We start from the raw sequence: 18,835 nt of genomic DNA, 5'->3' as shown, positions 1-18,835 counted from the left end.
CGATGCCCCCACCCCAGCCCGCAAACGAGCCTCCCACGGAACAGGGAGACAGGTCTTGGCGGCGCATGGCCCGGGTCGGCGGCAAGGGCCTGCACTACCTCCGGCCGATGTGGCCGCACCTGACCGGCATGTTCCTGGGCTTCGCCGCCCTCGCGGTGATTCTCGTGCCGGTCGGATTGCTGCTAGTTGACCTCCTGTGGACCCGGATCCTGCTCGGCAGCCCGCTCACGGTTCAGCAGGCCGAAATCCTTCGGCTCGCCGTAGAGCCCTTCACAAGCGAAGCCCTGACCGGTCCGCAGCGCCACGAGGTACTCAACCGGTGGCTCGAGCTCGCGGCCTTCGCCTTCGGCCTCGGCGTGCCGGGCCTCCTGTCGCTCTACGCCTACCGACTCTGGATCCTGCAGAAGATCAACCAAACGCTCCGCCTCGACATCCTCGACCGCCTTCAGTCGTTGTCGCTCCGCTTCCACAAGGAGCATACCGCGGGCGACGCGATCTACCGCATGGTGCAAGACGCCGCGACGGTGTCACGATTTCTCGAGAGCCTCGTGATCACGCCGATCGGAGCCGTCGCACAGTTTCTGCTTCAGCTCGGCATCGTCTCCCTATTTGATCCGCGACTCACCGGCCTGCTTCTCGCCATCTGGCTCCCCCTCACGCTGCTCGCCTGGTTCCGAACCGGGAACCTGCGACACGGGCTTCTGGCGGCACGTGCGGCGAATGCGCGGGTCACCACCCGGGTTCAGGAACTCGCGGCCGCCCTACCCGTGGTCAAGGCATGCGGCTCGGAAGACTGGGACGCAGAGCGCTTCGAGGAAGAGAGCCGGCGGTCGTTCCAGGTCGCGCACTCCGCACGCATTCACGTCGTGACGTACGAGATTCAGATCTACTGGGTGCTCGGAGCCGCGATGGTTATCGCGTTCGCCGCGGGAGCAGTACACACGCGCTCCGGCCACTCAACCTCTGCAACCATTCTCGGAATCCACACCTGGACATTGGGGCTCTGGACCTACTTCTGCGCCCGGTTCGCACAGGCCGGCACGAACGCGCGGTCCCTGTTCGTTAACTGGGGTCGCGCACAAGACGTGTTCGCTGGACTCGGGCGCGTATTCGACCTACTCGACCGCGCGCCGGACCTAACGGACGCTCCCGATGCAGTCGACCTCCCGACCCCGCGAGAAGGAGTTCGCCTCCGGTCGGTAAGCTTCCGTTACGATGCCGGGCGAGCGGCGCTCGACGGGGTCGACTTCTTCACTCCCATCGGAAGCATCACCGCGATCGTCGGGCCGAGCGGCGCGGGGAAATCCACCCTGCTGTCTCTCCTGTTGCGCCTCGCGGACCCCGACTCCGGTTCGATCGAAATCGATGGCCTAGCGCTCTCCCGGGTGCGTCGCGCCTCCCTACGCGAGCAACTCGCGATCGCCCTGCAGGAACCACTCCTCTTCGGCGGAACGATCGCCGACAACATTCGGTGGGCGGCACCTGCCGCGAGCGATGCTCGAGTGGAAGCGGCGGCGCGCGTCGCCTGCGCGCACGACTTCATCCAAGCCCTACCCCAAGGGTACGAGACACCGCTCGGGGAGCGCGGGGTGAAGCTCTCCACCGGGCAACGTCAGCGACTCTCGATCGCCCGCGCCATTCTAAAGAACCCGTCGATCCTGCTTCTCGACGAGCCTACCGCGGCCCTCGACGTGGACACCGAAAGGAAGCTCGTGGCGAGCCTCACCGCGTGGGGCCGCGACCGGACCCTCTTCATCGTGACGCATCGGCCGGCCACCGCGGCGATGGCGGACCAGATCCTCGCACTGGCGCACGGGCGCGTCCAGGACCGGCCGGCCGGAGAGACGCCGTCGTGAGCAACCCACCGGAGGACGCGGGCTCGCGCGAAATCAGCCTCCGCACCGCTGTCGCCGACCTCTCTCGCGCACTTCGACTCGTGCGCCCGTTCTGGAGTCGGCTGCTCGTGAAGGTGGGTCTCCTGTACCTGGGGCTCGCCGCACTGCTCCTTCTCCCGTGGCCCGTGAAGATCCTGATCGACCAGTACATCCTCGGTCTCCCCTTGGACCAAGCGGCTCGGATCCCGGACTTCTTGCGACCACTCCTCACCCTCCTGGTCGGGGCGTCCCCCGAAGAGACACTCCTTCACGTCGCCGGCGCGCAGTTGCTTCTCGTGCTTCTCGTCGGCGCAGCCGGAGCCGACCTCGCACAACGCAGTATCGCTTCGGCGGAGATCGGTGGCGGCGTCGAGCAGGCCTCGACGACCGAGAATCAGGCGAACTCCGGATTCTCGTTGATCGGTGGCCTCATCGGGCTCGCCGACGTCCGCTACACGATGCGGCTCACGCAAAGCCTGAACCACTTTCTGCGCACCCGTCTCTTGCGTAGCCTTCTCCACCAACCGCTGGCTCGGCACTACGACGGCACCGTCGGCGACGCGATCTACCGCGTCATGTACGACACCGCGTCGATCACGGAGGGCGTGTACCAGATCGTCCTTTCACCGCTCGCGTCGATTCCCTTCGCACTCGTGGTCGTCGGCCTCCTCTGGAGCCTCTTCGGTGATCACCCGGTCATCCCCGGCCTCGGGCTCGGCCTGCTCGTGGTGGGCTTCATCGGCACCGCCCCGTTCGCAAGCACCATCCGGAGATGGAGCGGCCGAAGCCGTGAGCAGGGTGCCGACGCAACCGCGACTCTCGAGGAGGGGCTACACAACGTCGCTGCGGTTCAGGGCCTCGGCACCGAAGAGCATGACCGCGCGCGTTTCGCGGAGGAAAGCTGGGCGACCTTCCGTCGTTGGTTCCGTTTCATCGTCGTGATCCTGATCTTGATCGCGGTGGTGACCGTCCCGGTCCTCCTCATCCTCGGCGCCGGCCTTGCGTACATCGTCGACCTCGTCATTGCGGAGAGCCTGAGCCCTGGCGATTTCACAGTGCTGATAACCTACTTCTTCTACCTGGGCAGCGCCTGTTACGACATCGGCTCGATCTGGATCGGCGTCCAGAGTGCCGCCGTCGGCCTCCACCGCGTTTTCGAGATGATGGACCTGCCCGAAGGAGATCCGAGCGTCCCGGGCGCCGCCTGCGCGTCCCCCGTCCGGAGCGTTCGCCTCGAAGGCGTCTCCTTCGCCTACCCCAACGGGCCAACCGTGGTCGACAACGTCGACCTCACGCTCGAATCCGGCCGCGTGGTCGCCCTCGTGGGCCCCGCCGGTGCCGGAAAGAGCACGATCGCGCAGCTCCTCCCGGCGTTCCTACATCCCTCCAGAGGCCGCGTCGTCTTCGACGGCATCGACGCCGCTGAGTTGGATCTCCGGTCCCTACGGGAGCAGGTCGCGTACGTCTTTCAGGAAACCGCGCTCATCGACGGGACCGTCGCCGAGAACCTACGCCGCGCGCGGCCTGAAGCGACCGAGAAACAGATGCGCGAAGCGCTCGCCCGAGCCGCCGCCACCGACGTCATCGAGAACCGCCCCGGCGGGCTCGAATCGAACGTCGGGGTCGGGGGCGGCAAGCTCTCGATCGGCGAGCGCCAACGACTCGCTCTCGCCCGGGGACTGATCCGCGACACGCCGATCGTGATCCTCGACGAGCCGACTTCCGCGCTCGATTCAGCAACCGAGCGCCACATCGAGCGAGCGCTGTACGACCTCCGTGACGGCCACGCCGTCCTGCTCATCGCACACCGACTCGCCCTGGTCCGCAACGCCGACGAGATCCTCTTCGTCGATGAGGGCCGGATCCTCGAGCGCGGGACGCACGAGGAACTGATGTCGTCGGCGACCGGCGCGTACCGCCGGCTCGTCGAACTCCAGAGTTAGTTCGCGGTCGCGACGAGGTGCGCTTCGATGACCTCGCGTGAAGGCCTCGCTTCCACCAAGCGACGCGCTGCACCAATCCGCATTGCATGAAAGACGAACGCCGTGAACGCCAAACCGGCAACCACGACGCCTACGACAGAGAGCGGATGCGGGTCACTCGCGAGCGAGGGCACACCCGCGGCCGCGAGCCCGGCAGAGACCACGCAAACCAGGAACGCGAGAGAGGCCGCTAGGTAGACCTTGCGCACGACGACCGACGCCCCGCCGAGGAGTGCCCCACGCAGTTCACCGGCGGAGAAATTGTCGAGGAACCATGCCTCTGCGACCTCTTCCGAGCTCAAGCGATGAGGCGGCAACTCTTCCTGCGTGAGCGGGTCCGTCGCGACCTCCCCACGCGCGTGTGCACCAATTCCGTCGCGGATCTGCGCGTGGATCTCTTCGGAGATCGGGTACCGAGAGACGATGACGAGCGCGGCCACGAAGAAGGCTGCCGGGAAAAGCGAATAGAGGAAGCTGATGGTGAACTGGACCTCGGCGGTCTGTACTTCGTTCGGCACGTACCCGACGCCGGCGAGCAGAGCGAGCGGAATCGAATACCCGGGAATCGACACCAACTTCGGAATGACCGACCAGAACGAAGTGTACTGCGCTTCCCGTCGCAAGCCCGTGCGAAGCTCGTCGTAGTCGATCACGTCGGCCGCCATCGCCGGAATCAGGAACGTTCCCGCCATGGCCTGTGTCCCACTCACGAAATAGACCGCGCCGACCCAGACCAGATCACCGGGACCCGCGAAGAAGTACAGCAAGCTCGCCGACACACCGACGCAAGTCGCCGAGATGAACGCCCGGAGCTTTCCGAATTTCTGCGCAACCCAGAGCCAGAGGGGAACGAAGAGCAGCCCGGTGCCGAGATAGAGAAAGAGGAAGGTGCCAGTCCACACCACTGGGTCCTCCGGCTGCAAAACGTAGCGCACGAAGTACGGCATCAGAACCGCCGGCACCGCACCCGGGATCGCGCCGACGACGCCCGAGAGGAGCAGGATCGCGAACGGGCGGTTCCGCAACGCGCGTCGGACGCCAGGCACCAGAGGATTCGTCGGACGTTCGGCGTACTCGCGGTGCTCAGAAACGACCGCGAGCATGATGCACATCAAGGCAAGCCACACTACGCCGTACGTCGCCGACATCCCGGAGAAGATCTCGCGCTCTCGACCGGGCCCCAGTTGGCCGGTCAGGATCGCCGGCACGAGAGCCGCGACCATCGTACCGAGCGCGATGAACAGAGCGCGGACACCGAAGACGCTGTTTCGCTCCTTGTAGTCTGGCGTCAGCTCGGCGCCAAGCGCCGCAAGCGGCACGCCCTCGATCGTCTGGAACAAGAAGAACAGGGCGAACATCGTACCGAACCACAGTACCGCCGAGCTCGGATCGAGGCCCTCGGGCGGTGAGAACAGGAGCCAGAAGAAGAGCGCCGCGAGCGGCGTGCCGGCGAGGATCCAGGGCTTACGACGGCCGTATCGCGTCCGGGTCTTGTCCGACAGCCAGCCGACGACCGGATCCGTCAGCGCGTCCAACGCCCGCGCCATTGCCGTTGCGAGCGCGATCATCCCGAGCGGGGCGAGGACGACGTCGCTGTAGAAGACCGGCATGAAGATGCCGATCGGAATCGCCATGGCCGCGCCGGCGAAGCTAGGCCCCCCGTAAGCAAGCTTCACCCCCCAAGAGAGCTTCCCGGACATCGACTCCTCGGGCTGATTTGTGATCGCGGGTTCGGACATGCTTCGGGTTCGGCTATATCTCCCGCCCCCCCGAGAGACCACACCAGCGACGCGAACGGGCCGGAGAGGCACCCGACGGGTCGGGCAGTGGTTCGGTGTTCGAGAGAACTGAGCGGGTCAGCCGTACATCAGACGGGTGAGCCAGTCGGCCACTAGGGCCGGCTTCTCGCTGCCCTCGATCTCGACGGTCATGGTGCGCGTGGTCTGGACCGCGTTGCCCTTGAGCTCGACCTTGGCGAGCAGGCTGTGCACGCGAATCTTGCTGTCCACCTTAACCGGGCTGGGAAATCGCACCTTGTCGAATCCATAGTTGATGCCCATCGCGATGCCCTGGTAGCGCGACATGTCCGCGGGAGGCGGCGTGGTCGCGTCGAGATGCGTCAGCATAGAGAGCGTCAGAAAGCCGTGGGCGATGGTGGTGCCGAACGGAGTGGCCTTGGCCGCTTCCGGGTCGACGTGGATGAACTGATGGTCCTCGGTGACGTCGGCGAACTGGTTGATGCGCTCCTGCGTCATCACCATCCACTCGCCGGTGCCCTTCTCGGCACCCTCTGCAGCCTTCCAGATCTCGAACGCCTTCTGCGCATTTTCCGACATGCTGTGCTCCCCCTGTTTGAGTGGATGTTCGATCGGAAACCTAAGGGACATTCCGCTGCCAATCCAGAGGACGGCCGTGCAGACCCGGCGGGGCCTAAAGCGGGCGGGAGTCGTCGAGTTCCCCGGTCTTCGCCCAGTTCTCGGACAAGCGACCGCACGCAATCTCGTGATCGTGGTCGAACGACACCCACCACTCTCCTTCGGCCGCTCGCGTGAGAAGTCGGTTCTTCGCGTCCATCGTCTCGAGGGGATCCAGATCGTAGGCGGCATTCCACGCCGGGCGGAGATGCGCTCGCGTGGGCGCGACGTCCCCAAGGTGCACGAAGCTACTCCCGCCGTCGGACAGCACGGGACACTGGTGGCTCGGGGTGTGGCCGCCCGTCACGAGAACCCGCAGCTGCGGCGTGATGTCCGTCTCACCTTCGAGCGGCTCGATGAGGCCGGCGCTCTGCAGCGGCGCGAGACATTCGGTCGCATGGCCATAGGCACCCGCGGTTCGCGCGTCGGTAGGGTGGAGAGCCGTGTCGAGCTCCGCGCGTTGCACGAAGTGCTTCGCCCGAGGGAACGCCGGCACGAGATGCCCGGCCCCGTTCCGCACGACAGCCCCGCCCAGGTGGTCGAAGTGGAGATGGGTCAACACGACGTGCGTCACCTCCTCGGGGTCGATCTTCAACTCCGCCAGGCGAGCGCGAAGTCCGCCCTGACGATCGACCCGGTACAGCATGTGCTCCTTCTCCGACAGACGGTCGCCGAGGCCGGTATCGATGAGGATGGCCTCCTTGCCGTTTTCGGCAAGCGGACAGTGAAGGCTCATGTCGATCCGATTCTGATCATCGAACGGCACATGCCGTTGCCACAGCGGCTTGGGCACGATGCCGAACATCGCTCCGCCGTCCATGGCGAATCGGCCATCGCTCACGAGGTGAACACGAAATCGACCCAGATCGAGCATGACAGAGTCCTACCGGAAAACCGAGGTTCGTTTCAGCGACTGATTCTGATTAAGTCCAGAAGATCCTGAGAGCGCCGCATGGCATGGCCCACCAAAGACATTCCCAACCTTAGTAGCCGGACCACCGTCGTGGCCGGCGCCAACGGCGGTCTCGGGCTGAGGGCCGCTCGCACCCTGGCCCGGGCCGCGGAGTCGAGAGGTGGCTTCACCCAGAAGTTCTTCCACTCTCTGGCGGGATCGACCGGCATGACGGCTGCGAACGATGCCCTCCTCCAGCTCCGCGCCGCGACTGACCCGGGCGCCCGAGGCGGCGCGTTCTACATCCCACGCTTCACGAACACCGGTGTCCCCGTTCGCCGTCCAATCTTCCGGCGCCTCGGACTCTCAAGCGCGATCCGAACGCTCTGGGCAGTCTCAAAACGAGAGACCGGCATTCCTCTCGATGTTCGCTCGGCGCTTCCGACCTGACCCGGCCTGCGACCGAATGGAGCCTTCCTCACAACGCATCCGCGTGAACGGCGTCGAACTCTGCCTCTTCGAGTGGGGCCATCCGCAACCCGGACAACCAACCTTCCTTCTCGCTCACGCGACCGGCTTTCACGCGCGCTGTTGGGATCAGGTCGTCCGGCATCTCGGACCGCAGCACATCCTCGCCGTCGATCAACGGGGGCACGGCCGGAGCGAGGCGCCGGGCATCACCCACTGGGAGGTATTCGGTCAGGACCTCGCCGAGATCGTCCGGGCGCGCGACTTGACCAACATCGTCGGCGTCGGTCACTCGATGGGCGGGCACGCCATGACCCAAGCGGCCGCCTGGTGCCCCGAACGATTCACCCGGATCCTCCTCATCGATCCCGTGATCGCCTCGCCGGACGACTACGGCCCGGGAGGCTGGACCCTGTCGCCGCCGCCGGGCTCCCTGCATCCGACCGCAAAGCGCAAGAGCAGATTCGCGTCGCCGCAGGCCATGATCGACCGGTTCCGCGACCGCCCCCCTTACGCCAACTTCCTTCCGGAGTGCTTACGCGACTACTGCACGTACGGTCTCCTCCCCGCTCCCGACGGCGACGGCTGCGTGCTCGCCTGCTCGCCAGCGACCGAGGCTTCGGTCTACATGACGAGTCGCTCCAACCCCGGCATCTACGACAGTGCGCGATCGCTCGAGATCCCAACCTTGATCGTCCGAGCGAAGCTACCTCTCGCGGACCGACAGATCATGGACTTCTCCTCGTCGCCCACCTGGCCCGGGCTCGCAGGCGAGTTCCGCCAGGGTCGCGAGATCTTCCTGGCCGACCGCACGCACTTCATCCCGCTCGAGACGCCGGAGTACGTGGCCGATCTCATCCTGAGGGACGATCCCGGCGAGGGTTCGTAGTCCCGGCTTTCATCCAGTACGCTTCCCCGGGCGGGGAGAATGGGTCGGTGGCGGACGCGGAGCAAGAAACCGAACGCGAAGAGCAGCTTCTGCAGCTCCAGCGCATGGAGTCGAAGATCGTCGCGGCCGCCGTGAACTACCCCGGCGCGATCAGCAAACGGGCCGAGCAACAGCTCCGCTACGCCATCACCCTGGCCGGGGTCGACACGTTCCAGCCCGGCGCCGCTCGCAAGGGTGGCCGGACGAACCGCGCGGAAGTTCGCGTGCGCTCCGCACTGCTCGACCGATTCCGAGAACGACTCCTGCGCGAACTTCGCGACGAGATCCTCCTGCCACGCTCCGGCGACGAACGCCTCGGGAACGCGGCAAAGGCCCTCGCGCCCCTGCTCCCCGAGCTCGAGAAGGCTCGCGCCGAGATCCTCGAAAGGTACGCGGGAGACTTCTCCGCCGCGGCTCTCGACCAAGAAGTCGGCAAGAAGACACTCGTCACGATCGCCGGGGGCGGGGGTGGGGCGGCGTACGTGTACATCGGCGCATGGGCCGCACTGCAAGACGCGGGATTCGTTCCCGGCTACGTGATCGGCTCCTCCATGGGGGCGCTGCTCGGGCTGTTCCGCGCAATGCGCAAGCGTGGCGACTTCGGCGCGTATGTGAAGTTCGCAAAGAGCATGCGCTCCCGGTCGGAGGACATCTTCCGGTACGTCAGCTTGAGCACGCGCTACGGCTTCCCGGGTATCGTACGCCTCTATCTCCATGCGGCCGTCGGCTCCGCGTTCCAGAGAGACAACGGCGACGACATGCTCTTGCCCGACCTCGAGATTCCATACGAGGCCGTCGTCGCCGGTATTCGACGCGGTGCGATCACGGAGTCACCCGACGAGGATACGCGCTCGCATCACCTGTCCGTCGACAAGCGACCGGGACCGCTGCAGTTGCGCGCGCAGATCGGTGCACAGCTCGTCGGCCTTGCCGGATTCATCAGCCCTCGCGTCGTAAAGGAGATCGTCATCGGCTCGGACGAGCTCACGCGCGAATTCAACGTCGTCGACGCCGCCGGGTTCTCCGCCGCGATTCCGGGCATCCTTCACTACGACGTCGCCCGCGAAGATCCCCACATGGACGGGATTCTGACCGAGCTGATGAAGCGCGAGGACGTGGGCGCCCTCGTCGACGGGGGTGTCGCCAACAACGTTCCGGCGCGAACCGCATGGCATCAAGTGCAACGCGGCAAGATCGGCACCCGGAACTGCTACTACCTCGCGATGGACTGCTTCTACCCGCAGTACGGCCTCGGACACATCTGGCTTCAGCCGGTGACGAGGCTCATCTCTTACCAGGTCGCGCTGAATGCGCGGTACGCGCAACGGCGTCTCGAGATGTACCCCACCCTTTCGCCGATCAACCTGCTCCCGAGCAGCGCCGAACTCGACAAGGCGGTCGGCTGGGGGCACGCCCAGATCAACCAGCACATCCCCTACATCCAGAAGTTCCTCGAGCGGGTCCGCTGGGTCCCCTGAACCTCGCTTCCTTGTCTCATACGGGCGGCGAGGGCACGATGAGAGGATGTTCCGGGAGGCTGTCGTCCTTGGGGATGGCGAGCGATCCGACGCTCGCTCCGGCGAGGGAATGCAGCGCTTCGTTCCGGTGGTCCTGAGTGGGGCACAGACCCGGAAGCGCTTCGTCCTGAGCAAACCCAAGCTGACGATCGGCGGCGGGCGCGAAGCCGACATTCACCTAGAAGATGAGGGGATCTCGCGAGCGCACGCGATTCTGGAACTGCAGGACACTCGATACGTCATCACCGGCGAAGGTTCGACGAACGGCCTCTTCGTGGACGGCGAGCGGTTCACTTCGAAGACGCTCGCACGGGGGGACAAGATCGGGATCGGTGCTCTCGGTCGTCTCCTCCGAGCCGTTCCGGTCCGGCGACATCTCCCTGAATGTGACCGCTTCGATCCGCGTCGCCGACCTTTCGACTCTCCCCGAGCCTAGCGTCGGCGCGCTCGTCGAAGCCGCAGACGCAGCCCTGTACCGCGCCAAGGCAGGCGGCCGAAACCACGTAGCGCTCTAGTAGGGCTCGGCCCTACATCCAGCGCAAAGCCGAGGCAGGTGGCGACGAGGCCTCGATGCAGAGATTCTGGCCCGGGGTCAGAAGCGAGGTCCCCGGAAGCGCGGAGAAGAAGTCGTCGAGTGGGTCGCCGAGAACGAGTTCCGCGACGCGACGCGCGCGCGGTGCCACGGGGGCGGCGGCAATGCGGTTCAACGACCCCCAGCCGATCTCGTAGTCCGCGCAACTCGTCACTTCATCCCCAGACGCCGTCGCGAAGCCTACTCGACGGTCGAAATCGAAGTGGTACTTCATCATCGTCTCTTCGAACAGCATCGCGAAGTCTTCTTGCTGCGAGCTGTACGCGTACGGATCGCTGCCGCCATCCGGCTCGAACGCGCGCCCGACGTCTTCCGCCGTGAGACCTCTCTGCGAGGCGGTCGCCTCCTCTCCGCGGTAGAGCACTTCGGCGAGGCCCTCCCACAACTCCGAACGCAGCGGGCTCGAAGCCGCCAGGCTCCTCGAGAGCCGACTGGACTCGAGACGCTCGATCGTCTCGAGAAAGGTCTCGCCCGAGCGCAGCGTCGCAACGGCCACCGGCGGCAGGAAATCGTTCGCGTGCGCCCCCTCGTGGAACAAGAGCGCGGCGACCGCGGGGATTCGATCCTCGAGTGCTCGGTTCGGTCCGGCCGAGCCTGCGAAGGCGGGAGCACCCTCGTCCAGATAGCTCGAGAATAGGATGAAGCTGAGGTCAGAACCGAAACCCGACCGATAGTCTTGCTCGTCGCCGATCGTCGCCTCCTCTTCCGGCGTCAGCCAGAGGTGACGTGGGTCGATGTAGATCGCACCGGTGAGCGACCAGTAGAACGACGGCCGTACGTCGTCGTCGATGACGACCGCCGTCACTCCACCCAGTACGCGACGAAGATCCTCGGGGACCTCCTCCAGAATCGCCTCGAAGCGCTCCCCCATCCAGTCGTGCGAGACGACCACGTGCTCCATGATCGCGGCGACATCGGGCTCCGAGTCTCGGCGGGAGATGGGCGGAAGGGTCGCGATCGTGCACGAGGACGGAGCCGCACGCGCATCGACGCAACCGACCAGATCGGCCGCGTAGGGCGATTCGGGCAAGTACGCATAGGCATCTGAAAGGTCCGGAGTCCGGCCGCCGGGACCACTGTGTTCGGTGTCGTCCCCGCAGCCGCTCGCGAGCGCGAGGACGAGCGCGAACATCCCAAGGCGTCTGCTCCACGAAACCATGAGCCGCACGCTAACACCTAACGACGAAAGGAGCGCGCGCCAATTGGTGGGCTCACCCCCGATTCCGAGGTAGGCTGGAGACATGTCCGACGCCACCGGTGAGCTGTTTCGCTTCCCCGAGGCACCGTCCTCGCCCCCGCCGGAGTTCGACGCCGCGTTTCGGCGCCACTTCCTGGAGCTCCTGGTCTGGCGGCGGGACGTCCGCCGCTTTCGACCCGACCCCATTTCACCCGAGCTCGTACGGGAACTCATCTCGATGGCACGCTTTGCGCCGTCGGTCGGGTTGTCCGAACCGTGGCGCTTCGTATCCGTGGACACGCCCGAACGCCGAACGACAATCCGCGAGAATTTCCTCGCATGCAACGCCGAAGCGCTCGCCTCGTTCTCGGGTGACCGGGCCGATGTGTACGCACATCTGAAGCTCGAAGGACTCGACACCGCTCCGGTTCACGTCGCCGTCTTCGTCGACCCGGACCCGGAGCAGGGGCACGGCCTCGGCCGGGGCACGATGCCGGAGACGGTCTCGTATTCGGCCGCGATGGCGATCTACACACTGTGGCTTGCCGCGCGCACGCACCGGATCGGCGTCGGCTGGGTCTCGATCCTCGCACCGAAAGACGTCGTACGAGCTCTCGACGTCCCCAAGTCGTGGCGATTCATCGCCTACCTCTGCATCGGGTATCCGGCAGAGGAGTCGCCGTCACCGGAGCTGAGCCGCGCCGGGTGGGAACAACGCAGCAACCCGGCGCGCTTTCTAATCAACCGCTAGACCTCCGGCGCCGATGCGAGTCCGCTTTAGCCGCCGTTGCTCGCGGGGACGTAGGTGCGCGACGGCTGACCGCGCAGGCTCCGGCCCGGCGGGCGGGGCTCCGGCGGATCCACGTTTCGGATCACGGGGAGCATCAATCTCGAGGGCCGCGCGCGCGTCCGAGAAACCTCGTTGACCACCGCGCCACCCGTGGCCGGAGTGTCGAAGCGCCAGCGCGTACGATCGCCCCCGGGTGCTTCGAGGCTGATCCGAATTCGGGAGTCTCTGCGAAACACGTGACCGACCGCGAGGAGCGCGATGCGAACGCGCTCGAACTCGCCCTCCGGCATCGGCATCGAATGCTCCTCGAGGTGTGTGTGCCAGGGCTGGAGACGGGTGCGCCGACGGCGATCCTCACGGCGGTGCGACGCGCGCAACCAGCCACTTTGTACGTAGGTCTCGAGACCGTCCGGACGGATCTCGCTCAGCGTCACCTGGATGTCCGTGTCGGCGGCGTCCGAGCGCAACCAGAGATCGACGCTCGACGGGCCCACGATCGTGATGTCTTCGGTGAGCGGCGGAGTGGCGTACGCGACTGCCGTGTCGCCGAGAAGCGGCTGCCAATTATACGGCGGCATGACCTTCCACGAGTCCGCGGCACCTGAGCCCGGCAGCGTCTGCTGCGGGCGCGCGGCGGGATCGGGCCGATAGGAATCGACCCCCGACGCCGCGCGGCTCGGACGCCGCGGCGTCAGGGTCCCGTTCGGGCCAAAATACCACCGCGTGTGTTTCTTCTCGCGCGGCGGCCACGTCTCGAAGCCGAGTTCGAACGTCGGCGCGGGCAAGCCGGCGGTCGGTGAGCCGGCTCCGTTCTCGAGCAAAACACGAAACCGAGGCTGTGCTTCGAAGGCCTTTCGCGCCGCGGTCAGATTCGTGAACCCGTCGTAGCGATCGACGGGCAACGGCGGCGTCGGCGCTCCGGGGCCCAAGATCTCGGCCGCAATCACCGACGCGAACGGCGCCGAACGACCCGGGTCGGGCAAGGTTTCCGCGACGTAGATGTCCAGGAACGCGATCCACTCGTAGAGGATCTCGGGTTCGAGCGTGCTCGAATGGACGCCGTTGAGCAGGGAGACCTTCACATCGCGACCGCGAGGGAGCTTCGGTAGCATCGTCGTGAAACCGGCCCCCGTCTGTTCATCCTGCCAGGTACCGCCCAGGAAGATCGGTACTTCGATCTGCGAAATCCAAGTGGCCGGCGAGCGCGGATCCATCAACTCTGGAACGTAGTAGGGCTCGACCGCCGTGAACTCGATCGGATCGAGAGTCTGCAGCCGCAGCTTCTGATTGTCGAGGCACACGGCGTCGCCGTTGTTGACGCGCCTGCGCGCCCATCCCTGCCCGCCTTCGGGCGCCGGCTCGGCATCGTTTTTTCGGTCCTGAAGCCAACTCTCAGCAAAGCCCGAGTTCCGGATGCCGCCGGGAAAACCCGGGAAGCGGAAGATGTCCGAGATAACCGAGAGCGGCGCTACCGCGGCGAGGTGTGGCGGCTCGGCGCCCCCGACGTAGACCTGACTGATGCCAGAGAAGGAGATGCCGATCATCCCGACCTTGCCACCCGCGACCCAACTCTGCGCCGCGACGACCTCGACCACGTCGTACCCGTCCGCGGTCGTGGGGAGATCGAAAAGGTCGAAGACGCCCCCCGAACAACCCGAGCCTCGCATGTTCACACCGACGGTCGCGTAACCAAGCGCCCACGCAAGAAGAGACGACGGCTCTTGCGACTCCGAATTCGAAGGATCGTACCCCGAGTACTCGACGAGCGTCGGGAACGGCCCCTGCGCCATCGTCATACCGAGCGGCGGCCGAACCATCGCAGAGAGCAGCGTGCCGTCGCGCATCTGAATGTACTGAAAGCCGTCGACGAGCGTCTGCGCCTCGTAGAACGACAAGTCGGGGTGCTCAACGAACACGCGCGTCGTCGCGAGCGTCGGCGGTGCGGCCGAACCGACTTCGGCGAGCGCGTACGTCTTGCCCTCGCCGAGTTCGCGGAACAGCACGCTCCCGAACCGATCCACAACCCCCGTTTCGATCACTCCACCCGACGGCTCGGAGATCTCGACCTCGGCCCCTTCCACCAGGCCCCGGAGGGCGACGAAGCCGATCCCGGTCTGAACGTCGTAGGCGGCGGCCGGAATCGGCGCGGCCAGGAGCAGTAGGACGGATAACGAGAGCAAAATTCGGTTCGGCATGAGTCGGAGTTCCTCTAGTGCGGTCCGGCGGAGTCGCCCGTAGATCGTAGGCTAACCGGCGCACCCCGCTCTGGTCCACCCCAATAAAGTTGCAACCGGTGGGCCGGTGCTCTTCAACAGAGCCATGAAAGCCCTAGTCTACCACGCCCCCCACGACATCCGCTGTGACGACGTTCCGAATCCGGACCCCGGAGCCGTCGACGGAGCGATCGTGCGAATCACCCATTCGGGGATCTGCGGGAGTGACCTCCACATCTACGAAGGGCATGGCTGGGGCGCCCCGGGGCACAGCACCGGCCACGAAGCCGTCGGCGAGGTCGTCGAGGTCGGATCGAACGTCCGACGCTTTCGGACCGGGGACCGGGTCTTCATCTCAGGCGCGGCGGCGTGCGCGACCTGCCTCCCCTGCGCGCAGGGCCGAATGGATCTCTGTGACTCCGGTAACGCGAGCGTGTTCGGAATCGGAATCGGTCTCGCGGGTTCACAGGCCGAAGCCGTGGCCGTACCCGGAGCCGACAACACCCTTGCCATCATCCCCGAAGGAATGACGGAAGAGCAGGCACTCATGCTGACCGACAACCTACCGACGGGCTGGTTCGGAGCCACGCGCGCCGACATCGCCCCCGGCTCGACGGTGGCCGTCGTCGGACTCGGTCCCGTGGGCCAGCACGCCGTCGAGTCGGCGCTCGTACTCGGCGCCTCACGCGTCCTCGCGTTGGATCTCGTCCCGGAGCGTCTCGCCGCGGCCGCCGCCGTAGGTGCCGAGCCGGTTCCGGTCGACGCCGACACCGTCGCACGCGTTCAGGAGCTGACCGGTGGCCGAGGCGTCGACGCCTCGATCGAAGCCGTCGGCCGCGACGACTCCATCAAGCTCGCGATGGACATCGCCGGACGTGGAGCCACGATTTCGGTCGTCGGCGTTCCCGATTCCCCCGAGGTGAGCTTCCCGGCGCTCGCCGTGCAGGGCAGAAACCAGACACTTCGCTTGAGCCTGTGCCCCGTCCAATCCACGTGGAACGCGCTCATCCCCCTCGTCCTCGAGGGACGCCTCCACCCCGAGCGCGTCATCACCACGCGCGTTCCTCTCACCGAAGGGGCGGACGCCTACGCGCGCTTTCATGCGCGGCAAGACGGCATCATGAAGGTGGTTCTCGGCGCGTAACCTCATAACCGTGGAAGCGTGGCGCAGTTCATCACTCGTGGCGACAAGACCCCTTCGCCCGCCCCAACCGCGCTGAGGAGCGGCTCACCACCTGCCGCAGAATGGCCGAAATCTTAGGTGATGCTTGCGCGGAGACGAGAGGTTCTGGGGTTAAGCCCACCGGAGGGTTGAGGGGGTCGAGCCCCGTGTCCTCGGCGTCCGCCGCCTCTTGCAGCCGCGCGCGAGCGATGACCATCTTGCGGCGGACACCCGCCGGCGACCAGACGCCTGCCGCTGCCCGGCGCCCCTCGTCATCCGCGAACAACGGGGCTTCCAACCCCGCTAACTCCTCACCGAGGCCAGTATCCCCCGAAGTCTCGGAGAGCTCCGCGGTCGTCGCCGTCACGTCCGGAGGGGAACTCCGGTCGAGCCACGAGAACAGAGCCGTCAAAATCGCGCGCGTGTCCCCAACGCGGCGCCGATAAGCAACATCCGCAAGCGGCCGCACGATTCCTCCCCGGCCCCTTCTTCGAACCCCGGATTCCGTGCGACGGAGAACGACACCCCGGGCACCCGCGCCGTCTCCAGACGCTCGTCGGCCACGTTCCACCACTGAACGTAGATCGGCGGCAGCTCGTAGATACCGGGCCGTTCAAGGATCCAACTCGTCGACTCGCCCGCTCGGCGGTCGGCGCGCCGCCCCGTTGGCCGGGCAGGTCCGCCAGTTTCGGCGTATAGAGATACGCCGAGAAGCCCGAGATCGGCCCCGTTGCGAACTCCGGCAGCAACATTACACGGGTGTTCTCCGCCCGGATGCGCACCGGGCGCCGCACGGCATCCTCCGGCGCACCGCAAAGCCTCGTCGGAACCCGAACAGTGCGAGCGCGACGATCGGGTACAACAAATACAAGCCGAAGTCCTTTCGCCGCTCGGCGCGCTCAGTTTCGGTCGTCGCGCCGGAAGAGGCACCGATTTGCCGCGCGATCCGGTCGACGTCTCGGTCGTCCACCGTGAGTCCCACGACATCCACAAGGTCGGAAACCGGCGCGAGCCCCGGGGACGGCCCCACCGCAAGTGCCAGCACCTCGATCCCCTGCTTTCGTGCAGCCTCCACGGCCGGGCGATCTCCAGACTCGAACCCGTCCGTGAGGAAAACGACGGCTCCCGGGTTCGTCTCCTCTGCCAGGAGCGCGCGAGCCTCGGCGAGCGCCGCGGAGGCATCCTTCCCCGCTGTCGGCATCAAGTCGGTCGAGAGCGCCGCGACGCAGTGCGCGCGGACGACTTCGGCCACGACCCGATCCGACGTGACGCCGGCGGCATTCGCCTCGTGGTGAGCTGCAGACCATGACGCAGAACGTTGTGCGCCACGGCGCGTACGTCATCGGGGGTCACGTGATCGCGCCCCATCAGCCACGCGGGCTGCCGCCAACGTGGATCCACGTCGCGAGTTCGCTTCCATACCGCGTCGCGTTCACGAGATCGACGAAGTAGCGATCCATCGCATCAGAGACGTGCACGGCTCGAACTTCGCCTCGGGAAGCGGGTACGTGCCCTCCTGCTCGATCGGGTTTTGGGTCGCCATCACCAGGAACAGATCCGGGAGCGGGCGGGTCTTTCCTCCGACCGTGACCTGTCGCTCCTCCATCGCCTCGAGGAGGGCGGACTGCACTTTGGCCGGCGCTCGATTGATCTCGTCAGCGAGGATCATGTTGCTGAAGATCGGCCCAGGCTCGAATCGGAACTCCCCTTCTCCACCGGCAGAGTGATAGACCTCCGTGCCGGTCACGTCGGAAGGCAGCAGGTCCGGTGTGAACTGGATCCGGGACAGGCCAGCGGCCAAATTCGAAGCGAGGCTCTTCACAGCGCGCGTCTTCGCCAGACCGGGCAGGCCCTCGACCAGCACGTGTCCGTCGGCGAGCAACGCGATGAGCAACCGCTCGACCACTTCGGCCTAACCGACGATCGACCGTCCCATCCTCTCGCGGAGCGCCTCGACTGATTCCCGGGGCGTCATCTCGCGGCGCATCCTGAACGGTGGACCCCCGTTGCCAAACCACCGAACGCCTTCACGCCGGTTCGTATCGTTGGTACGGTGCGGGGATGAAGCAAATCGCCTTCCTCGTATGCGCCCTGTTTGCTTTCGGCTCGTCCCCCACCCTCGCCAAGGACGGCGCCCCCACCCCGGACGCGATTGCCGCGGCCGTCGCGCACGAGGATCGCCCCGCGCCCGATCGCGCGCGTGATCCCGGACGACGCCCCGCAGAGGTGCTGACCTTCCTGGGGATCGAGCCCGGGATGAACGTCGCCGACCTCATCGCCGGATCCGGTTACTACTCCGACATTCTGTGTCGCGCCGTGGGCCCCGCGGGCAAAGTCTACGTCCAGAATAATGCTTACGTGCTGGGACGGTTCGGCACCGTCATGGAGCCCGCGCTGGAGAAGCGACTCGGGCAGCCCGCCCTGAAACACTGCCAACGCCTCAACAGCGAACTCGACGCACTGAACCTGCCCGACGGCGAGCTCGACGCGGTCGTAATGGTCCTCTTCTACCACGATACCTATTGGCAAAAGACGGACCGCAAGAAGATGAACGAACAGATCCTGAACGCCCTCAAGCCGGGCGGGATCTACGCCGTCATCGACCACCACGCAGAGGGCGGCTCAAAGGACCGCGACGTGAACACAACCCACCGGGTCGATGCATCGATCGTGAAGGAAGAGATCCTTGGCGCCGGCTTCACCCTCGAGGCCGAAAGCGACGTGCTCAGCCACCCACAGGACGACCGCACGAAGAACGTCTTCGATCCCACGATCCGTGGAAGCACTGACCGATTCGTCTACAAGTTTCGCAAGCCCGTCGACTGA

General features: G+C 66.0%; 14 protein-coding genes and 2 pseudogenes. 9 read left to right on the top strand and 7 right to left on the bottom strand.

Translation table 11 applies throughout. The features are described 5' to 3' along the window. Positions 1-65 precede the first annotated feature (65 nt). Both P8R42_09980 and P8R42_09975 read left to right on the top strand, forming a co-directional pair. Entirely contained in the window at positions 66-1,856 is a 1,791-nt protein-coding gene (locus P8R42_09980; GenBank protein MDG2304969.1) for an ABC transporter ATP-binding protein, read from the top strand. Further along, complete coding sequence (locus P8R42_09975; GenBank protein MDG2304968.1) at positions 1,853-3,817, top strand: ABC transporter ATP-binding protein; 1,965 nt, start codon at positions 1,853-1,855, stop codon at positions 3,815-3,817. The genes P8R42_09980 and P8R42_09975 overlap by 4 nt, the downstream gene beginning before the upstream one ends. Here the strand turns inward: P8R42_09975 and P8R42_09970 are convergent. The 3 genes from P8R42_09970 to P8R42_09960 all read right to left on the bottom strand — a co-directional run bounded on the left by P8R42_09970 (position 3,814) and on the right by P8R42_09960 (position 7,144). Next, entirely contained in the window at positions 3,814-5,595 is a 1,782-nt protein-coding gene (locus tag P8R42_09970) for an MFS transporter (protein MDG2304967.1), read from the bottom strand. The two genes, P8R42_09975 and P8R42_09970, sit on opposite strands and share 4 nt — an antisense overlap. Before the next feature lie 117 nt (positions 5,596-5,712). Next, positions 5,713-6,192, bottom strand: a complete 480-nt coding sequence (locus P8R42_09965) for a MaoC family dehydratase (protein ID MDG2304966.1) — start codon at positions 6,190-6,192, stop codon at positions 5,713-5,715. Positions 6,193-6,286: 94 nt separating this feature from the next. Further along, positions 6,287-7,144 carry an MBL fold metallo-hydrolase gene (locus P8R42_09960; protein ID MDG2304965.1) on the bottom strand — a complete coding sequence of 286 codons (858 nt, stop codon included), beginning with the start codon at positions 7,142-7,144 and terminating at the stop codon, positions 6,287-6,289. A gap of 258 nt (positions 7,145-7,402) precedes the next feature. Between P8R42_09960 and P8R42_09955 the strand changes: the two are divergent. The 4 genes and pseudogenes from P8R42_09955 (at position 7,403) to P8R42_09940 (ending at position 10,511) form a co-directional block, all read left to right on the top strand. Continuing rightward, positions 7,403-7,612 (top strand): annotated as a pseudogene (locus tag P8R42_09955) (short-chain dehydrogenase). 16 nt (positions 7,613-7,628) lie between these two features. Continuing rightward, the gene (locus P8R42_09950; GenBank protein MDG2304964.1) at positions 7,629-8,519 is read left to right on the top strand and encodes an alpha/beta hydrolase; all 891 of its coding nucleotides are present in this window, start codon (positions 7,629-7,631) and stop codon (positions 8,517-8,519) included. 47 nt (positions 8,520-8,566) lie between these two features. After that, the gene (locus P8R42_09945; GenBank protein MDG2304963.1) at positions 8,567-10,036 is read left to right on the top strand and encodes a patatin-like phospholipase family protein; all 1,470 of its coding nucleotides are present in this window, start codon (positions 8,567-8,569) and stop codon (positions 10,034-10,036) included. 46 nt (positions 10,037-10,082) lie between these two features. Then, complete coding sequence (locus tag P8R42_09940; protein MDG2304962.1) at positions 10,083-10,511, top strand: FHA domain-containing protein; 429 nt, start codon at positions 10,083-10,085, stop codon at positions 10,509-10,511. A gap of 91 nt (positions 10,512-10,602) precedes the next feature. Here P8R42_09940 and P8R42_09935 read toward each other — a convergent pair whose 3' ends face one another. After that, complete coding sequence (locus P8R42_09935) at positions 10,603-11,799, bottom strand: hypothetical protein (protein MDG2304961.1); 1,197 nt, start codon at positions 11,797-11,799, stop codon at positions 10,603-10,605. Positions 11,800-11,908: 109 nt separating this feature from the next. Here P8R42_09935 and bluB point away from each other — a divergent pair, with 109 nt between their 5' ends. Further along, entirely contained in the window at positions 11,909-12,595 is a 687-nt protein-coding gene (gene bluB, locus P8R42_09930; GenBank protein ID MDG2304960.1) for a 5,6-dimethylbenzimidazole synthase, read from the top strand. 26 nt (positions 12,596-12,621) lie between these two features. On the opposite strand, the gene P8R42_09925 is transcribed toward bluB, so the two are convergent. Next, positions 12,622-14,829 carry a CocE/NonD family hydrolase gene (locus tag P8R42_09925; protein ID MDG2304959.1) on the bottom strand — a complete coding sequence of 736 codons (2,208 nt, stop codon included), beginning with the start codon at positions 14,827-14,829 and terminating at the stop codon, positions 12,622-12,624. Between the two features lie 124 nt (positions 14,830-14,953). Between P8R42_09925 and P8R42_09920 the strand changes: the two genes are divergently transcribed. After that, positions 14,954-15,991 (top strand): alcohol dehydrogenase catalytic domain-containing protein, encoded by a 1,038-nt coding sequence (locus tag P8R42_09920; GenBank protein ID MDG2304958.1) that lies wholly within the window; start codon positions 14,954-14,956, stop codon positions 15,989-15,991. Positions 15,992-16,760: 769 nt separating this feature from the next. Here P8R42_09920 and P8R42_09915 read toward each other — a convergent pair. Then, complete coding sequence (locus tag P8R42_09915) at positions 16,761-17,261, bottom strand: hypothetical protein (GenBank protein ID MDG2304957.1); 501 nt, start codon at positions 17,259-17,261, stop codon at positions 16,761-16,763. Then, a pseudogene (locus tag P8R42_09910) lies at positions 17,247-17,915 on the bottom strand (AAA family ATPase). Before P8R42_09910 ends, P8R42_09915 begins: the two are co-directional and overlap by 15 nt. Before the next feature lie 155 nt (positions 17,916-18,070). Between P8R42_09910 and P8R42_09905 the strand changes: the two are divergent. Beyond that, complete coding sequence (locus tag P8R42_09905) at positions 18,071-18,835, top strand: methyltransferase domain-containing protein (protein MDG2304956.1); 765 nt, start codon at positions 18,071-18,073, stop codon at positions 18,833-18,835.

The organism is Candidatus Binatia bacterium, from assembly GCA_029243485.1.
Classification (GTDB): Bacteria; Desulfobacterota; Binatia; order UBA12015; family UBA12015; genus VGTG01.
The sequence above is the reverse complement of the archived record's forward strand: the minus strand, read 5'-3'. Positions and strand labels throughout refer to the sequence as shown.